The following is a 16,025-nucleotide window of genomic DNA, read 5'->3' as shown; positions in this document are numbered from 1 at the left end:
TCCGCCGGCGCAGAGCGGCGGAGGAATGTGCTACCCTCGCCCTTCGTGGCCGTCTTCCGGAGCAGCGCATGAGGGTGCTCAGCGAGGAGATCTCTGCCGCTCTACCGAGCGCAGGGCAAACGTGGTGGGACGAGGGGTTCACGCAGCTCCTGGTGCGCTCGGTCCCGTCGGACACGCGCCACCTGGTCGAGATGGACTGCGGCCTCGCCCGGGCCGGACACCTCCTTTTGCCGTACCTCCCGTCGGCGACCTACGTGGGGGTCGAGAGCGACGCGGAGCGCCTGGCGCAGGCGCAGCAGCTGCTCGTCGGGGCCAGCTTCGCGAGCCGGGTGAGCCTGCGGCTCGGCAAGGCTGAGGAGCTGCCGCTTCCCGACGGGATGTGCGACGTGGTCCTGAGCATCATGGACCTACAGCAGCACCCCGACGTGCCGGCCGTGCTCAAGGAGGCGCGACGCGTGCTCCGCACCGGAGGCCGCATCGTGGCCGTGGCCCCCGACAACCTCGGCCAGCGCTTCTACTTCGACGGCGTGCTCGAGGAGGTCAGCGACGTGGTGCACCGCCTCTGCCTGCGCGCCCGGGCCGCGTGCCAGCCGGTCGACCTGGCCGTGGGCCCGCGGATGCCGGGCCTCCTGCAGGCGGCGGGGCTGCTGAGCGTGAGCATGACCGCGCACGCCATCCACAGCAGCCGGTCCGAGGACGCGAAGACCTTCTTCAACCGCCTCCGCCGAGTCTGCCAGGGGGTGGTGGAGCACGCCGGGCTCCCCCCGGAGCTCGAGGAGCTCCAGATCTGCGAGGCGGCCATCACGCGGGCGCAGTTCGCCGGCCTGCCGAAGCGGGTCGGCTTCTCGGCCCACGTGGTCCCCGCGTTCTGCGTGGTAGGGATCAATCCCTGACGCACCGTCGGAGGCCGAGCCCTTGCCGCTGCTAACTTCGCCGACCCCGTGTTCTGGTAGGGAGAGCCGATGGTCATGACCCCGGACCGAGCCTGGCGCCGCGCGCGTGCGTGGTGCCTCCTGCCGCTCTTCGCTGCCCTGGCGGGGGCGGGCTGCGCGTCCGGGAGCAGCCGCACCTCCGCCGACGGCTTCTCCCTCCCCGACGCCGCGGGGCCGGGCCCCGCCGACGGTCGCTTCGACGACGCCCCGCCGGAGTTCGACGGGTACATCGACACGGACCTCGGCGTGCCGGATGCGGCCCCCACCGCGGACAGCCGCATCTCGTTCGACGACGCCGGCGCGCGCGACGGGAAGCCGTCGGGGGACAAGGGGGTCGTGAGCTGCGTCGACCCCTACGAACCGAACCAGACCTGCGCCACGGCCAAGGAGCTCGGCGCGGTGAAGGAGAGCGGCGGCTGGTCGGCGGTCTACACCGGGGTCGCCTCCCCGGCGAGCGACGCCGACTGGTTCGCGGCCGTGGGGCAGGAGAAACAGCACTTCTGTCTGCCGCTCACAGCGCAGTGTCTGCTCCTGCAAGCGCGCCTCCAGGTCCCCGCCGGACGAAGGCTTCGCCTCTGCGTGCGGGAAAAGGTCTGCACTGCGTCGCCCACCTGCGCCGACAACGCGGGCACCGCCGGCCCCGTGGACCTCAACGTGGAATACAAGGTGAAGGCGACCTGCGGGAACAAGGACGACACGCGGGCGCTGCTCGAGGTCGTGGTCCTCGACGGCAAGAGCGACTGCGCGCCGTACCGGGTGACCTTCCGCTACGAGGGCTGCTGACGCGCCATGGCGCCGGGACCGAGACACGTCCTGACCATCCTCGCCGTCGCGGACCTCGCGCGGGCGCGGGCCTTCTATCGCGCGGCCCTGGGCTGGGCGGAGAGCGTCGTCACGCCCGTCTACGTGGAGCTCGAGGTTCCGGGCGGGATGCGCTTCGGCCTCTACCAGCGGGAGGGCTTCGGCCGCAACGTGGGCCGGCTCCCGGCGCGCGTCCCCGAGGGGGAGCTCGCCCCGACGGAGATCTACCTCTATGCGGAGGATATGGAGGCCGCCCTGCTTCGCGTCCGAGCCGCGGGGGCCGAGGAGCTCAGCCCGCTCGCCGAGCGCCCCTGGGGGGACGAGGCCGCCTATTTCGCCGACCCGGACGGCAACGTCCTCGTGCTGGCCCGCCCTGCCCGACCGGCCTGACGCGCCCGACCGCGCTTCGGGAAGAAACGGCGCTCGAGAGCCGTAGTGTTGGCATGCGACAAGCGGGGTGGCGGATGCGGCGAGTCTGGCTGCTCGGGGTTCTTGCGCTGGGGATGGGCTGTGGCACCGGGTCGCCCCGCCGCGAGCCCCGCGTCCCTCGCCCGGGGCTGCCCACGCTCACGGTGATGACCTACAACGTGAACTTCGGCCTCGCGGGGGACCCCGCCGCCCTCGAGGCCATCGCCGGGACGCACGCCGACGTGGTCTTCCTGCAGGAGACGACGCCCGCCTGGGAGGCCGCCCTCCGGCAGCGCCTCTCCCGGCGCTTTCCCGAGCAACGCTACCGTCACAGCGCGGGGGCCGGCGGGCTCGCAGTCCTCTCCCGGCATCCGATCCGGCACGACCGCTACATCCCCTCCCCCCTCGGGTGGTTTCCAGCCTGGCGCGTGGTGCTCGAGACGCCCGTGGGCCCGCTCCAGGTGCTCCAGCTCCACCTGAGGCCGCCGGTCAGCGACGGCGGAAGCTGGGTCAGCGGGTACTTCACCACGCGCGATTTCCGGGCGCGGGAGCTGCGGCACTTCGCAAGCTACCTCGCCCCCGAGCTGCCCACCCTCGCCGTCGGGGATTTCAACGAGGGGCACGACGGCCGGGCGGTCCGCGCGCTGCGAGGCACGGGCCTCCAGAGCGCGCTCGCCGAGTTCGCCCCCTCGGCCACCACGTGGCACTGGCCGACGGCGCTCGGGGAGCTGCGCTTCACACTGGACCACATTCTGTATAGCCGGGACCTCGACGCGCTGGACGCCCGCGTGCTTTCGGCCGGCCGCTCCGACCACTACCCGGTGGTGGCCGTCTTCCAGCGGGCGCCGAGCGCGCAGAGCCCGGCCCCCCGGCCCCTCGGCCCCCTTGCAACGGCCGGGATTTCCAGGTAGGTATGGGTGGACTAGGAGGTAGGCCATGGCCGTTTCAAAGAATAACCCGGCCGTCCGCGACAACCAGCGGCTGGTGATCCGCTGCCCGGCGTGCTCCAGCGAGATGTCGCTGCTGAAGCGCGTCCCGGGGGGCATGCACTACGTCTGCCAGAAGGACGGCAACGCCATTCCCGTGCGCAAGGGGATCTACAAGGATCTGCCGCACGAGTGGGTGCGCAAGACCTAGCGCCCGCGTCAGCGCTGCGCCGCTTCGAGAGCCTCTAGCAGCGTCGGACCGTCGAAAGGCTTGGGAAGCACGCCCGCCGCCCCCGCCGCGAGCAGCTGGTCCTTGCCCGGAGCGTTCATCTTTCCGGAACAGATCACCACGCGCACCGACGGATCGTCCCGGCGGAGCTCGCGCAGGGCCTGCAGGCCGTCCATCACCGGCATATCCAGGTCCAGGAGCACGACCCCGATGAGGTCGGTCTGCGCGCGGTACGCCTCGACCCCCTCGCGCCCGTCGCCGGCCGTGATCACCGCGTAGCCCTGCGCGCGGAGGAGCCGAGCGGTGCTGTTCCGGAGGACCTCGTCGTCGTCCACGAGCAGCACCACCCCGCGGAGGCGCCGCGTCTCGGGGCCCGCCGAGGCCGGCCGGGCCTCCACCTCCACCTCCTTTGGCGTCTGGACGAGCAGCGGCAGATAGACCCGGAACGTCGATCCCTTCCCGGGCGCGCTCTGCACGTCCACGCGTCCTCCGTGGTGCGTGACGATCGCGTAGACCGTGGCGAGGCCGAGCCCGGTGCCCTTGCCCGGCGCCTTGGTGGTGAAGAAGGGCTCGAAGATGCGGCGCTGGAGCTGCTCGTCCATGCCGCTCCCCGTGTCCCGGACCGTCACCCGGGCGTAGTGCCCGGCCGGCAGGGCCAGCGGGTGCTCGGCCGACCCGAGGGGCACATTCACGCGCTCCACACGCAGGGTCAGCGTGCCTCCCCGGACCATCGCGTCGCGCGCGTTGAGGCAGAGATTCATGAGCAGCTGGTAGAGCTGTCCCCGGTCTCCTCGGACGCGTACGTCGTCCTCGGAGCTGGCCTCGACCTCGACGGCCCGTTCGAAGGTGCGACGCACCAGCGCCGCGACCTCGGCGACGAGCGCTCCGAGGTCGGTCGGCAGATCCTCCCGCTTGCCCGGCCGCGCGAAACCGACGAGGCGCTGGACGAGATCGGTCGCGCGACGCGCCGCGAGCTCCAGGTCGGAAAGGCACGCGCGCACGTCCGCGTCGGCGAAGGTCACCTCGGGCCCGAGGTCGTGCAGAAAGCTGACGTTGGCCAGCACGGCCCCGAGGAGGTTGTTGAAGTCGTGCGCCACGCCCCCCGCGAGCTGCCCCACGGCTTCGAGCTTCTGCGACTGCAGGAGCTGATCTTCGAGCCGGTCGAAGTGCGTGAAGAGCAGGACGGTGCGCAGACCGATCCGGATCTTGTCGCCGAAGCGCAGGAGCCGCTGCGTGACGGGGAAACCGTTCACCTGGGTGCCGTTACGACTCCCGAGGTCCTCGATCCAGAACTCCCCCTCGTCGGAGCGGTAGAGGTGCGCGTGACGCCGGGATACGTCGTCCCCGTCGAGCCGGACGCCGGCGTCCGCCGACCGACCGACGAGAAGCTCGTCCACCACCACGTACGTCCGCCCCTGCGCCTCGCCGGCGAGCACCACGAGCTGCGCGCGCTCGGAGCTGACCGCGGTGTAGTCCCCCGTCGGAGGAGCCGGCTCCTCGTCACCCGGCAGCTCCCGCTCGACCGTCCTATCCAGCCACTCGTCCGCCATCGCGCACGGAATCTACCACATCGAAGCCCACCAGGCCGCCGTTGAGCTCGCACGCGCTTGAGGCTACCGTGCCGTGCGAAGGAGTCGCATGACCTCACGACGAACGCCTTACGCCGCTGCCCTCGGCCTCGCCCTCAGCTTTGCGGCGACCTCGCTCGCCCCCCCGCCGAGAGCCGCCACGCTGCCCGCGGAGCTGGGCACCCGCGGCATGGTCGCCGCGGATCATCCTCTCGCGTCCCGCGCGGGCCTCGAGCTCCTACGCCAGGGAGGCAACGCGGTGGACGCCGCGTGCGCAACCGTGTTCGCCCTCGGCGTGGTGAACCCCGCCGGCTCGGGCCTCGGCGGCGGCGGCTTCCTGATGGTGCACGTCCCCGGCGAGGCGGCACCGCGGATCCTCGACTTCCGCGAGACGGCCCCCGGCAAGGCCCACCGCGCGATGTTCCTCGGCGCCGGCGTCCCCAGGGCCGCCAGCCAGCGGGGAGGCCTCGCGGTCGCCGTCCCCGGCGAGGTGCGCGGCTGCGCGGAGGCGCTGCGCCGTTACGGAAAGCTCCCCCTGGCCAAGGTGCTGGCCCCCGCGCTCCGGCTCGCGCGCGGGGGTTTTCCCGTCGGCCGACACCTCGCCGCCGCCACCCTGCACCTCGGTCCGGCGCTCTCGACCTCGGAGGAGCTCAAGCGCGAGTTCCTCTCGCAGAGCCGGCCTCTGCGCCCGGGAGAGCTCCTCAGGCGGCCCCTGCTCGCGCAGACCCTCGCACTCCTCGCGCAGCAGGGACCCGACGCCTTCTACCGCGGCCGCATCGGGCGCGACCTGCTCGAGCGCGTCGCTGCATCGGGCGGGATCCTCGGCGCGGAGGATCTCGCCTCCTACAAAGTCGTGGAGCGCGCGCCCCTGCGCGTCACCTACCGCGGACACGAGGTCTTCACCATGCCGCCCCCCTCCTCGGGCGGCGTCGCGCTGGTCCAGGTGCTCGGGATGCTGGGGCGGAGGCCCCTCGCCCCACTCGGGCACAACTCGTCGCGCTACCTGCACCGCGTGGCCGAGGCGCTGAAGCACGCCTTCGCCGATCGGGCGCGCTTCCTCGGCGACACGGACTTCGTGAAGGTCCCCGTCGAGCGCCTGACGAGTCCGGCGCTCGCTGCGGAGCTCGAGCGGCGGCTCGGCGAACGCGTCCTGGCGCCGAACCGCTACGGGAGCGCACCCTCGCCCGTCGCCCCCCCCTCGGACGGCGGCACGAGCCACGTGAGCGTCATCGACGGTCGGGGGATGGCCGTGGCGCTCACGACGACGATCAACACGCCCTTCGGCGCGCTCGTCGCGGGCCGTCGCTCCGGCGTGATCCTGAACAACGAAATGGACGACTTCTCCACGCGACCCGGCAAGCCGAACGCCTTCGGTCTCGTGCAGAGCGAGGCGAACGCCATCGCCCCGGGAAAGCGCCCGCTCTCCAGCATGTCGCCGACGCTGGTGCTGAAGGGCGGCCGCACGGTGCTCGCGCTCGGGGCCTCCGGCGGGCCGACGATCATCACCGCCACCCTGCAGGTCCTGCTCAACGTGCTCGACTTCGAGCTCGAGCTCGGCGAGGCGGTGGCTCGCAGCCGCATCCACCACCAGGGGCAGCCGAACGAGCTCCTCGTCGAGCGGGACCTCCCCGAGGACGTTCGCTCGGCGCTCGCCTACCGAGGGCACCACGTGAAGGAGGTGGCCCGGCCGTACACCGCGGTGCAGGCGGTGCAGGTGCGCGAGGACCCCGCCGCGCCCCCTGCGCCGGGGGCGACCGCCTCCCGACCGAGGCTCCTCGGCGCCGCCGACCCGCGCAAGCACGGCGCCCCCGCGGGGTATTGAGCCGCGGCTTGCGGTAGAATAGGCGCCACGCCATGGCCCCTCACCGTCCGCTCCTCCTGCTCGTCGGAGCCTGCGCCCTCGCCGCGCTGCTGCTGCCCACCGCGTGCGAGGAGCCGCGGCTCGGCAGCTTCACCCTCCAGCTTCGCACGCCCCCGTCACCGTGGCCGCGCTGCGCGAAGGGGCCGGCCAGCCTCGGGCGCGTCGAGGCCCGCGGCGAGCCAATCGCCGGCGCGACGGTCGTGCTCAAGCCGAGCGGGCTTTCCGCCACGAGCGACGCGCGCGGCCTGGTGCGCCTGGCCAACGTCCCGCACGGACGTTACTCGGTGGAGATCTCGGCGCCGGGCTACCGCCCCATGCCCGCTCCGTCGGTGGAGGTCGCGGGAGACAAGAGCTCCGAGCTGACCCTGTATCCCTGCATCTCGGCCGGCGCGAACCAGCTCCGGGTCGGCTTCGCGCGCCCGGTGACCCTCGAGGCGCGGAGCCTCTGCGACGCCTCCTGGGAGGAAGCCGCGCTCACCTGGCGACAGCTCGAGGGACCCAACGTCTCCGCGTCGGTCAAGAACTTCGGCGCGAAGCGCCTCACCTTCACCACACGCCCGCTCGAGGAGCTGCGACCCCTCCCCGACCAGCCGCAGATCCTCTCGTTCTCGCACGACCAGGCCGGCGAGTACCTCTTCGAGGTGCAGGCCGTCTCGCGCACGGGTCTGCGGAGCCGCGCGCAGGTGCTCGTCACCTCGACGGACGTGACGAGCGGCGTGACCAGCGTCCCGCCCTTCGCGCGCTACCACTTCGTAGGACCCAAGGAGGGGCCCTGGAGCTGGACCGTCGTGAAGCAGCCCGAGGACTGGCAGGTGAACCTGGAGGGCGCGACGACCCGGGTGCCTTCGGTGCGACCGGTTCCGCCCGCCTCGGCCGTCCTGCAGCAGACCATCGCCATCCGCGACGAGAAGAGCCACCTGACCTTCGCCATCGTCGTCGGGGGGTGGAACGTGGTGCGACGCGACTGCGGCCGACCCGAGTGCCACGCGGCGATGGAGGGTCACTGGAAACAGACCCATCACGCCCAGAGCTGGCAGCGCTTTCTCGACGGAGCGCTCCCCCTCGCGCGAGGCCCCGCCGGCGACGCGTGCGCCGAGTGCCACAGCCTGGGCTACGACGCCGACGCGCCGAGCGGCGGCTACGACGACCTGGCCGCCCTGCACAAGGTGAGCGTCCCGGCCAAGCTCCAGCCGGGGAACTATGCGGCGCTCCCCGAGCCGGTCAAAGAGGTGAGCAACGTCTACTGCCTGGCCTGCCACGGTCCCGCCCGCGTGGATCCGCCCGTGGCCGAGCAACCGGGGCTCTTCCAGGTGGGCGTCTGCGCGCGCTGCCACGAACGCAAGCCCGAGCTCGACGTCGTGGCGCAGTGGCGCCTCTCGAAGCACGCGAAGACCATCACCGGCCAGCTCAACGGCCCCGAGAACCGCGAGCCGTGCGCGCGCTGCCACACCGCTCAGGGCTTCTACTACGCCCACTTCGCGCTGAGCCGCCCCCCGTCGCGGGGAACGGCGGTGCTCGCCTGCTGCGAGAATCCGGCCCCCATCGGCTGCCAGGGCTGCCACAACGCGATGCTCGCGCACAACAAGGCGCAGCTCCATCGCGCCGACGCGGTGCAGACCGAGAGCGGTCTCGCGCTCGCGGGCGTGGGGGGCGCGGCTCTCTGCGCGACCTGTCACCACGCGGGGCACGACGTCCGGACCCGGGCCGCGCTCGACGGACGGCTCGCTCCGCACGCGCCGCAGGCCGACCTCGGCTACGGACGCGCCGGATTTCTGCTCCCGGCCCCCGCCGAGTTCCCACCGCTCGAGGGGACGGCCTGCGTGAAGGCAGCCAAGAACGGCTGCGTTACCTGCCACATGGATCCCGGACCGGGCCCAGGGCTGCCGGGGCACAAGCAGCTCGGAGGCCACACCTTCCGCATGCGCACGAAGGAGGGGCTGATGAACGTGCGCCCCTGTCAGGCCTGCCACGCCGGGATGGCCTCCTTCGATCCGCTGGCGACGGGCGACTACGATGGAGACGGCACGAAGGAAGGGATCCGCACCGAGGTGGACGGGCTCCTCGCCCTCTTGAAGGAACGCCTGAGCTCGGCCATCGCGGCGCGGGGGTACCGTGGCTGCGACCGGGGACGCACCCGCGGCGCGTGGATCGCCGCCGGCACGCGCGAGAAGCTCGTCGTGGTGGACGCCGGCGGCGCGGACCTCGGCGACTGCGACCGCAGCGGAGCGCTGGAGCGCGAGGAGGAGCCGCACGTCTTCCCCCTCGCGGACGAGCTCCTGCACAAGGCGGCCTACAACTACCTGCTCGTCGCGCGCGACGGCAGCCGCGGCCAGCACAACCTCCCGTACGCCGTGAAGCTGCTCCAGAGAACCATCCACGCCGTCACCGAGGGCCGCGACGTGCCGGCGTGGGAACTTCGACGGTGAGCCAGGGGGCTCATCGGTCCTTGGGGCACGAAAGGAGCCGCACCATGGGACTGACCCGACTCTTCGACGCGCAGGTGCTGATCTACACGGGGCTGTCGGCGACGGTGATCCTGGTCATTCTCATCGTCCAGGCCGTCGTCACGCGGCGCTTGCTCCGCGTGCAGAGTGAGCTCGAATCGCTGCGACGCGACGTCAAGCTGCTCGAAGATGGGGTCAAGACGGTGACCGACGCTCTGCAGGCCCGGCACAGCTAGAGGGCCCTGACGGAAGTGCGCGGCTCCCGTCGGAGGTAGGCCTGTAAGCCGAGTTCTGTCCGCGCTTCGGTTGCCCTCGGCGCGGGGCGATCATTCATCTAGGCCGACCGTTACCGATCGGCTCGAGCGACACTACCCGGGAATGAGAGCGGGCCGCTCCGGCCCGGCCGAAACCGGGCCCTCCCTGTTCGGTCTTGCTCCGGGTGGGGTTTACCGTGCGAGCCCTGTTACCAGGGCCCCGGTGCGCTCTTACCGCACCCTTTCACCCTTACCAGCCCCCGGAGGCTTTCGCCCCCGGACGCTTCGGCGGTTTGCTTTCTGTGGCACTTTCCTTGGGGTCACCCCCACCGGGCGTTACCCGGCACCCTTGCCCTACGGAGCTCGGACTTTCCTCCCCCGGTGGCCCGGAACCGGCCAAAACCGATCCTGGACCACCGGCGGCGATCGCCCGGCCAACTCCGGCGGAAGCCGCGCGGGCAGAGCATGCCGTGCGGGCGAGGGAAGTCAAGGGATGGCTCGAGAGAGGCCTTCGGCGCGGCGCGGCAGGTCTCTCGCACGTGCGGGCAGCGACTCCTCGGGCAGCGCGCTGTCGAACAGTTGCCCGTCCCGGGATCGGCCCTGTAGTGTAGAAGGTGCCGCTTTGCACTATTTCCTGGGGGTCCCCTATCGATGCGTCTTACGTCCCGGCGCCACAGCGCCGAGGCCTACACCTAAGGGAGGTACTTGATGAAGAAGAAGAGAAGTATGCAATGGATCGTTCCCCTCTCGGCGTCGCTGGCGCTGCTCCTCGGCCCAGGCTGCGGCAACAGCAGCACGACCCCCGACGGCGGGGGCCTCACCGCCGACACGGGCACGGCAGCGGACAAGGGCGCGACCGGCGACGGGGGGGCGAGCCCGGACAAGGGCGCCGCGACCGACGGTGGCGCGAAGCCGGACAAGGGCGCAACCGGGGACGGCAAGCCGGCGGCGGACAAGGGGGCGAGCGGCGACGGCGGCGGCAGCACGGGCACCGGAACGATTCAGGGCACGTTCGACGGCACGGCGTTCAACCACACCTGCAGCTGGACCGGCTGGCACGTCGATAACCAACTTCTCTACACCGGCGCGACCAACGGAATGGCGCGTATCTACTGCGCGGAGCTGAAGAACGGCGTGGCCGTCGGACCCAAGGTGCACCTGGAGCTTCTTCTCCTGCACCCCGCGAGCAGCCCTGCAGCCGCGCTGCCCGCGAGCTTCGACTACAAGGGAAAGGACCCCATGGGGCACTACACCTTCGTGGCCTACCACGCCGGGGTGAGCAAGACGGCGATCATGAGCGTCAACAACAAGAACCTGACGGAGATCCGCGTCAAGGGGAGCTGGTCGAGCGACGGGAAGAACGGCCACTTCGTGGTGGAAGTGACCGGCAAGTGGGCTCCGGACAGCCTCTCGTACGAGGCCGAGGGCGACGTCACGGCCAAATTCGACGTCTGGATCCCGAAGAAGTAGGCTTCTCCGCTTCCCGCCCCACCCCCGCCCGCCGGCTACCCCTCGGCGGGCTTCTCGAGAAAGATGATCCGCTGACAGCTCGGGCAGAGCTCGATGCTCTCGCCGCGGTGAAGGTGAATCAACACCTGGGGCCGCACCGACATGTTGCAGCCCGTGCAGACGCCGTTGACCACGGGGACCACGGCCCGTCCCGGCTTGCGCTTGCGGATCGACTCGTACTTGACCATCACGTCCCGACGGATCGCGCCGACCATCGTGTCGCGCTCGGCCGTGTGACGCCCGATCTCGGCCTCGACCTCCTGCAGGCGCGACGTGGTGAGCTCTTCCTCCTCGGCCACGTGCTGCTGCATGGCCTTGAGCTCCTCCTCGTGCTGCGCGATGGACTTCTCGAACTGGGCGATGGCGTCGGTCAGCTTCGCCGTCTCCAGATCCCGCTCGGAGGCCGTCTTCTTGTTGGCGTCGAACTCGCGCTGGACCGCCAGGAACTCCTTGGTGTTCCGCACGGCCTGGAGCTTGATCTTGGCCTTCTGCAGGGTGTCCTGCTCGGCGCGGAGCTCGGCGTCCAGCGTGGCCTTGTAGCGCAGCGTCTCGTCGAGCTGCTTCCGCTCGGCCTGGAGCATCACCTCCACGGTCGCGACGGCGTCCTTGATCGACTTGAGCTTCGCGGGGAGGGCCAGCAACTGGGCCTCCGCCTCGTGGATCTTCGCGTCCACCAGCGAAAGCTCTTCAACGAGTCTCAGTTGATCGCGCAAGCGTTACTCCTTCTCTGCGCATCGGCGCCAGGGCCGCGTTCGGGGAAGCATGCCTCTCGCGTCCACAGCTCTCTCTTTGGTGGGCCCACCTGGATTCGAACCAGGGACCAACCGGTTATGAGCCGGCGGCTCTCACCGCTGAGCTATGGGCCCGAGGGCCAAGATTGCCCTGCCCGTCCAGCGAGCGGCGCCATTCTTGAACCGACGGGAAGAATTTGTCAACGAGTGGGAGCGCTGCGTCAAGAGAGCCGTGGAGCTCAATTCTCCACGAAGCTCTTGAGCTGCTTGGAACGAGACGGGTGGCGGAGCTTGCGCAGGGCCTTGGCCTCGATCTGCCGGATGCGCTCGCGCGTGACCTCGAAGTCCTGACCCACCTCTTCCAGCGTGTGATCCGACTTCTCGCCGATGCCGAAGCGCATGCGCAGGACCTTCTCCTCGCGCGGCGTGAGCGTCGCGAGCACCTTGCGGGTCTGCTCCGCCAGGTTCATCGTGATCACCGCCTCCGACGGATTCACGACTCCCTTGTCCTCGATGAAGTCCCCGAGATGCGAATCCTCCTCCTCGCCGATCGGCGTCTCGAGGGAGATCGGCTCCGTGGCGCTCTTCAGCACCGTGCGCACCGTGTCGAGCGGCAGCTCCATCTTCTCCGCGATCTCCTCAGGCGTCGGCTCGCGGCCGAGCTCCTGCACGAGGTAGCGGCTGGTGCGGATGAGCTTGTTGATCGTCTCGATCATGTGCACCGGGATGCGGATCGTGCGGGCCTGATCCGCGATGGCGCGGGTGATGGCCTGCCGGATCCACCAGGTGGCGTAGGTCGAGAACTTGTAGCCGCGCTTGTACTCGAACTTGTCCACGGCCTTCATCAGGCCGATGTTCCCCTCCTGGATCAGGTCCAGGAACTGGAGCCCGCGGTTCGTGTACTTCTTCGCGATGGAGACCACGAGCCGGAGGTTCGCCTCCACGAGCTCCGCCTTGGCCTTCTCGGCCATGCGCTCGCCCTCGTGGATCGCCTGGTAGGTGCGGCGCAGCTCTTCCACCGAGAGCTCCGCGACCTCCTCGACCTCCTTCATCTCGCGCTGGCTGGCCTTGATCACCCGCTCCATCTCGGAGAGCTCGTCGGTGCGCAGGCCCAGCTTGCGGTTGATGCGCTTCTCGTCCCGCGGCGAGCGCTTCACCTCGCGGAGCGTCTTGCGCACGTCGCTGATGGTCATCCCGGTGCGGGCCTGGATGTCCACCATCTCGGCTTCGGACTTCTCGATGCGCGCCACCAGGCTCTTCAGGCGGTGGACGATGCGCTCGATCTGCTTCTTGTTGATGCGCAGCTCGGAGAGCTGATCGAACATCTCCTGCTGGTTCTTCTCGATCGCCTGCTGGTACTTCTTGCGGCGGCTGTCGGCCTGCCGCTTATCGGCGATCTTCTCCTCGATCTTCTCGTTCTCGCGGTCGAGGCGCCGCACCTTGTCGATGGCCTTGCAGACCCGCTCGGTGTGCCACTCCTCGTCGAACTCGGCGTCCTCGTCGTCGAAGTCGCGGATCACGTCCTTGACGCGGAGCTTGCCCTTGCGGAGCAGGTCACCGATGCGCAGGATCTCCTGCACCGCGATGCGCGAGCTCAGCACCACCTGCAGCACGCGCCGCTCCCCCTCCTCGATGCGCTTGGCGATCTCGACCTCGCCCTCGCGGGTGAGCAGCGAGACCGAGCCCATCTTGCGCAGGTACATCCGGACGGGGTCGTTGGTCTTCGAGTAGCCGCCGTCGTCCTCGTCCTCCTCCTCCTTCGGCTCCTTGAGGAGGCTCGGCGCGACGTGCGTGTTGGTCTTGACCTGGGCCGCCGAGTCCACGACCTCGATCCCCTGCTCGCCGAGGGTCTCGAGCCAGTCCTCGATCTGGTCGGCCGAGGTCAGGTGCTCGGGCATGTTGTCGTTGACCTCCTCGAAGGTGAGGAAGCCCTTGGCCTTGCCCATCGCGATGAGCTTTTCCTGCTGCTCGTCGTCCTCGCCGTCGCCGTCCTCGCCGCCCTCACCCTTCTTGGGCGACTTGTCGGTGCCGTTCTGCGGGCCGCGCGCCTTCTTGCCCTCGAAGAGCTCGTCGGCCTGCGCCTGCGTGGTCCCCTTGCGCCGGCCGGCGGGCTTCTCCTCGCGCACCGCCGCCGCGCCGTTGCCGCGCGGCGCGCCGTTGCTGCCACGCGCGCTCTTGGCCAAGGCCGGGCTCCCCTTGCTCGCGCTCGGAGCAGCCTTCTTGGGCACCGCGGGGGCGGTCTCCTTGGTCGAGACCGTCTCCTTCGACGTGGCCTTGGTCTTGGCGATCGGCTTCGCGTCGCGACTGCGTTTGGGCTCACCGCGTTTCATGAATCTCTCGCTCCACTTGGACCAGCCGAAGGCCGAGCGCGCGTAGCGTCACCGCGTCGCCCTTCGACTGCGCCTGGTTCATCTCGAACCGAATGCGCTGCAGCTCCAGACGCAACCGACGTCGCTGCAACGCTAGAACACAATCGTCCAGTGCCCGCGTGGGGTCACCGTCCGACGCATATTTTCCGGCGAGCACAGCACCCGCGAGCGCATCGCGGATCCGGGCTGGCGCCACGTGCAGAAGCTCCACGGCCGGCACCTGCCCACTCCCACGCTGCAACTCCACGGCGGACTGATAGGTAGCGCGTAAGGCCTCGTTTGTCAAAAGAGACGACGCCCCGTGCTCCTCCGCCCGCGGGACCAGATGCGGGTGCTCCACCAGCACCGCCAGGAGGTCCAGCTCGGCCGGGTCCAAGACCTCCGCCGCCTCCCGGACGGCGGGCGTCCCCGTCCCGGTCGCTCCCCCTGCGGCCGGTGCCGGCCGACTCGTGGAGGAGCCTCCCGTCGGGCGGGGATCCCCGCGTACCGCTCGCGCCACCGTCCCGCGGTCGATACCGAGGCCCATCGCGAGACGATCCACGTAGAGCTCCCGGGCCACCGGGCTCGGCAGCGCCGCCACCAGGGGCGCCACCTGCTCGAGCACCCTCGCCCGTCCGGGGATCGACGGATCCATGCGTCCCTGTAGGTCTGCGAAGACGAAATCCACGGCCGGGACCGCGCCGTCCAGCACGGCCTGCATCGCCTCGGCCCCCTGCTTGACGATCAGGCTGTCGGGGTCCTCGCCGGCGGGCAGGCTCGCGATCTTGGTCTCCAGCCCCGCCTCGAGGAGAATCGGCACCGAGCGCCGGGCCGCCGCGCGACCGGCGTTGTCCCCGTCGAAAACGGCCACGACCCCCTCGGCGAACCGCCGAAGGAGCCGCGCCTGGGACACGGTTAGCGCCGTGCCCATCGGAGCCACCGTGTGGTCGAAGCCGGCCTGATGCATCTGCAGGACGTCCACGTTCCCTTCCACGATGAGCGCCAGATTTCGGCGCCGCATCCCCTTTGCCGCTTGGAAAAGCCCGTAGAGCGCCTCTCCCTTTCTATAGAGAGCTGTCTCCGGGGTATTGATGTACTTGGGCGCATCCCCCTCCCCGAGCCGCCGCCCACCGAAGCCCAGCACCTCCCCTCCCGCCCCGTGCAGAGGGAAGATCACGCGCTCCCAGAACCGGTCGTAGTGCCCCGGCCCCTGCCGCCGCCGCGCCACCAGCCCGAGCGTCTCCCCGACGCTGACCGGGATCCCCTCCTGCTGGATCAGCCGCACCATGGCCTGCGCCGTGGCCGGGGCGTACCCAAGCTCGAAGGCCTCGGTGACCGCCTCGCCGAGCCCACGCTGCCCGAGGTACTCGCGAGCTCCGCGCCCCCCCTCGCCTGCCAGCAGCCGGCGATATACCGCCACCGCCTTGCGGTTGAGGTCCAGCGCCCTCTGCCTCTCGCTGCGCCGCTCCGCCTGCGCCCGCGCCTCGGCCGGCGACTCGCGCTCCTGGGGGAGCTCCACCCCGGCCCGCCGCGCCAGATCCTCGAGCACCTCGGAGAAGCGGCGCCCCTCCAGCTTCATGAGGAAGGCGAAGACGTCCCCGCTCTCCTGGCAGCCGAAGCAATGAAAGAACTGCCGCCCACTATGTACGTTGAAGGATGGCGTCTTTTCCTCGTGAAATGGGCAGAGGCCCTTGTGGTTCACGCCCGCGCGCTTGAGCTCCACGAACTGGCCGATGATCTGGACGATGTCCGTGTGGCGACGGACCTCGTCGATCACGGCGTCGGGGACGCGGCCGGAGGCGCTCGAGCTGGACATGGTTCGCGCCGTAGCTGCCCTCGGCCGGAGCTCCCCGGCCACCAAAGATTTGGCCTGTGGTTTCAGGCAGTTGCTCAGAAGCCGGTTAGTCTAGCCGCGGCCCCTCGTTTGTCAAGCGCCCGGATCGGATCCTGGCGCCGCATTCGCCCGGAACCTCACGGGCCTCCGGAAACCCACCGAGCTCTAGTGTGGCCGACG

Annotated in this window: 13 protein-coding genes, 1 tRNA gene and 1 other RNA gene; 9 read left to right on the top strand and 6 right to left on the bottom strand. The window is 70.4% G+C overall.

What is annotated here, in order from left to right:
* The first annotated feature begins 68 nt into the window (after positions 1-68).
* The 5 genes from IT371_12880 to IT371_12860 all read left to right on the top strand — a co-directional run bounded on the left by IT371_12880 (position 69) and on the right by IT371_12860 (position 3,278).
* Positions 69-893: a methyltransferase domain-containing protein gene (locus IT371_12880; protein MCC6748549.1), complete on the top strand. Its 825-nt coding sequence runs from the start codon at positions 69-71 to the stop codon at positions 891-893.
* Between the two features lie 75 nt (positions 894-968).
* The gene (locus tag IT371_12875) at positions 969-1,715 is read left to right on the top strand and encodes a hypothetical protein (GenBank protein MCC6748548.1); all 747 of its coding nucleotides are present in this window, start codon (positions 969-971) and stop codon (positions 1,713-1,715) included.
* A 6-nt stretch (positions 1,716-1,721) separates the two neighbouring features.
* Positions 1,722-2,123 carry a VOC family protein gene (locus IT371_12870; protein ID MCC6748547.1) on the top strand — a complete coding sequence of 134 codons (402 nt, stop codon included), beginning with the start codon at positions 1,722-1,724 and terminating at the stop codon, positions 2,121-2,123.
* A gap of 74 nt (positions 2,124-2,197) precedes the next feature.
* Positions 2,198-3,052, top strand: a complete 855-nt coding sequence (locus IT371_12865) for an endonuclease/exonuclease/phosphatase family protein (protein MCC6748546.1) — start codon at positions 2,198-2,200, stop codon at positions 3,050-3,052.
* A gap of 25 nt (positions 3,053-3,077) precedes the next feature.
* A complete protein-coding gene (locus IT371_12860) occupies positions 3,078-3,278 on the top strand; it encodes a hypothetical protein (protein MCC6748545.1) in 201 nt (66 codons plus the stop codon).
* Positions 3,279-3,286: 8 nt separating this feature from the next.
* Here IT371_12860 and IT371_12855 read toward each other — a convergent pair whose 3' ends face one another.
* On the bottom strand, positions 3,287-4,846 hold the full coding sequence (locus IT371_12855) for a response regulator (GenBank protein ID MCC6748544.1): 1,560 nt from the start codon (positions 4,844-4,846) through the stop codon (positions 3,287-3,289).
* Positions 4,847-4,934: 88 nt separating this feature from the next.
* On the opposite strand from IT371_12855, the gene ggt reads away from it, so the two are divergent.
* Genes ggt through IT371_12840 form a run of 3 tightly spaced genes read left to right on the top strand, consistent with a single transcriptional unit; the run spans position 4,935 to position 9,405 of the window.
* Positions 4,935-6,686 carry a gamma-glutamyltransferase gene (gene ggt / locus IT371_12850; GenBank protein ID MCC6748543.1) on the top strand — a complete coding sequence of 584 codons (1,752 nt, stop codon included), beginning with the start codon at positions 4,935-4,937 and terminating at the stop codon, positions 6,684-6,686.
* Positions 6,687-6,718: 32 nt separating this feature from the next.
* On the top strand, positions 6,719-9,151 hold the full coding sequence (locus tag IT371_12845; GenBank protein ID MCC6748542.1) for a carboxypeptidase regulatory-like domain-containing protein: 2,433 nt from the start codon (positions 6,719-6,721) through the stop codon (positions 9,149-9,151).
* Between the two features lie 44 nt (positions 9,152-9,195).
* Positions 9,196-9,405, top strand: a complete 210-nt coding sequence (locus tag IT371_12840) for a hypothetical protein (GenBank protein ID MCC6748541.1) — start codon at positions 9,196-9,198, stop codon at positions 9,403-9,405.
* Between the two features lie 28 nt (positions 9,406-9,433).
* Here the strand turns inward: IT371_12840 and rnpB are convergent.
* Positions 9,434-9,865: RNase P RNA component class A (gene rnpB / locus IT371_12835), an RNA gene on the bottom strand.
* Positions 9,866-10,131: 266 nt separating this feature from the next.
* Between rnpB and IT371_12830 the strand changes: the two genes are divergently transcribed.
* A complete protein-coding gene (locus IT371_12830) occupies positions 10,132-10,893 on the top strand; it encodes a hypothetical protein (GenBank protein MCC6748540.1) in 762 nt (253 codons plus the stop codon).
* Positions 10,894-10,928: 35 nt separating this feature from the next.
* Here IT371_12830 and IT371_12825 read toward each other — a convergent pair whose 3' ends face one another.
* The 4 genes from IT371_12825 to dnaG form a co-directional block, all read right to left on the bottom strand.
* Entirely contained in the window at positions 10,929-11,645 is a 717-nt protein-coding gene (locus tag IT371_12825; GenBank protein MCC6748539.1) for a hypothetical protein, read from the bottom strand.
* A gap of 77 nt (positions 11,646-11,722) precedes the next feature.
* Positions 11,723-11,798 (bottom strand) — tRNA-Ile (locus IT371_12820).
* 104 nt (positions 11,799-11,902) lie between these two features.
* Entirely contained in the window at positions 11,903-13,993 is a 2,091-nt protein-coding gene (gene rpoD / locus IT371_12815; GenBank protein MCC6748538.1) for an RNA polymerase sigma factor RpoD, read from the bottom strand.
* Positions 13,980-15,827, bottom strand: a complete 1,848-nt coding sequence (gene dnaG, locus IT371_12810) for a DNA primase (GenBank protein MCC6748537.1) — start codon at positions 15,825-15,827, stop codon at positions 13,980-13,982. The genes rpoD and dnaG overlap by 14 nt, the downstream gene beginning before the upstream one ends.
* Positions 15,828-16,025 lie beyond the last annotated feature (198 nt).

It is taken from the genome of Deltaproteobacteria bacterium, assembly GCA_020848905.1.
In the GTDB taxonomy this organism is placed as follows: domain Bacteria; phylum Myxococcota_A; class Polyangia.
Note: the sequence above shows the minus strand (reverse complement) of the source record. Positions and strands in the feature narration are given on the sequence as shown.

Excerpts from the sequence above, each read along its gene's own strand:
- IT371_12880 (MCC6748549.1), top strand. The coding sequence starts at position 69 with ATGAGGGTGCTCAGCGAGGAGATCTCTGCCGCTCTACCGAGCGCAGGG.
- IT371_12875 (MCC6748548.1), top strand. The coding sequence starts at position 969 with ATGACCCCGGACCGAGCCTGGCGCCGCGCGCGTGCGTGGTGCCTCCTG.
- IT371_12870 (MCC6748547.1), top strand. The coding sequence starts at position 1,722 with ATGGCGCCGGGACCGAGACACGTCCTGACCATCCTCGCCGTCGCGGAC.
- IT371_12865 (MCC6748546.1), top strand. The coding sequence starts at position 2,198 with ATGCGGCGAGTCTGGCTGCTCGGGGTTCTTGCGCTGGGGATGGGCTGT.
- IT371_12860 (MCC6748545.1), top strand. The coding sequence starts at position 3,078 with ATGGCCGTTTCAAAGAATAACCCGGCCGTCCGCGACAACCAGCGGCTG.
- IT371_12855 (MCC6748544.1), bottom strand. The coding sequence starts at position 4,846 with ATGGCGGACGAGTGGCTGGATAGGACGGTCGAGCGGGAGCTGCCGGGT.
- ggt (MCC6748543.1), top strand. The coding sequence starts at position 4,935 with ATGACCTCACGACGAACGCCTTACGCCGCTGCCCTCGGCCTCGCCCTC.
- IT371_12845 (MCC6748542.1), top strand. The coding sequence starts at position 6,719 with ATGGCCCCTCACCGTCCGCTCCTCCTGCTCGTCGGAGCCTGCGCCCTC.
- IT371_12840 (MCC6748541.1), top strand. The coding sequence starts at position 9,196 with ATGGGACTGACCCGACTCTTCGACGCGCAGGTGCTGATCTACACGGGG.
- IT371_12830 (MCC6748540.1), top strand. The coding sequence starts at position 10,132 with ATGAAGAAGAAGAGAAGTATGCAATGGATCGTTCCCCTCTCGGCGTCG.
- rpoD (MCC6748538.1), bottom strand. The coding sequence starts at position 13,993 with ATGAAACGCGGTGAGCCCAAACGCAGTCGCGACGCGAAGCCGATCGCC.
- dnaG (MCC6748537.1), bottom strand. The coding sequence starts at position 15,827 with ATGTCCAGCTCGAGCGCCTCCGGCCGCGTCCCCGACGCCGTGATCGAC.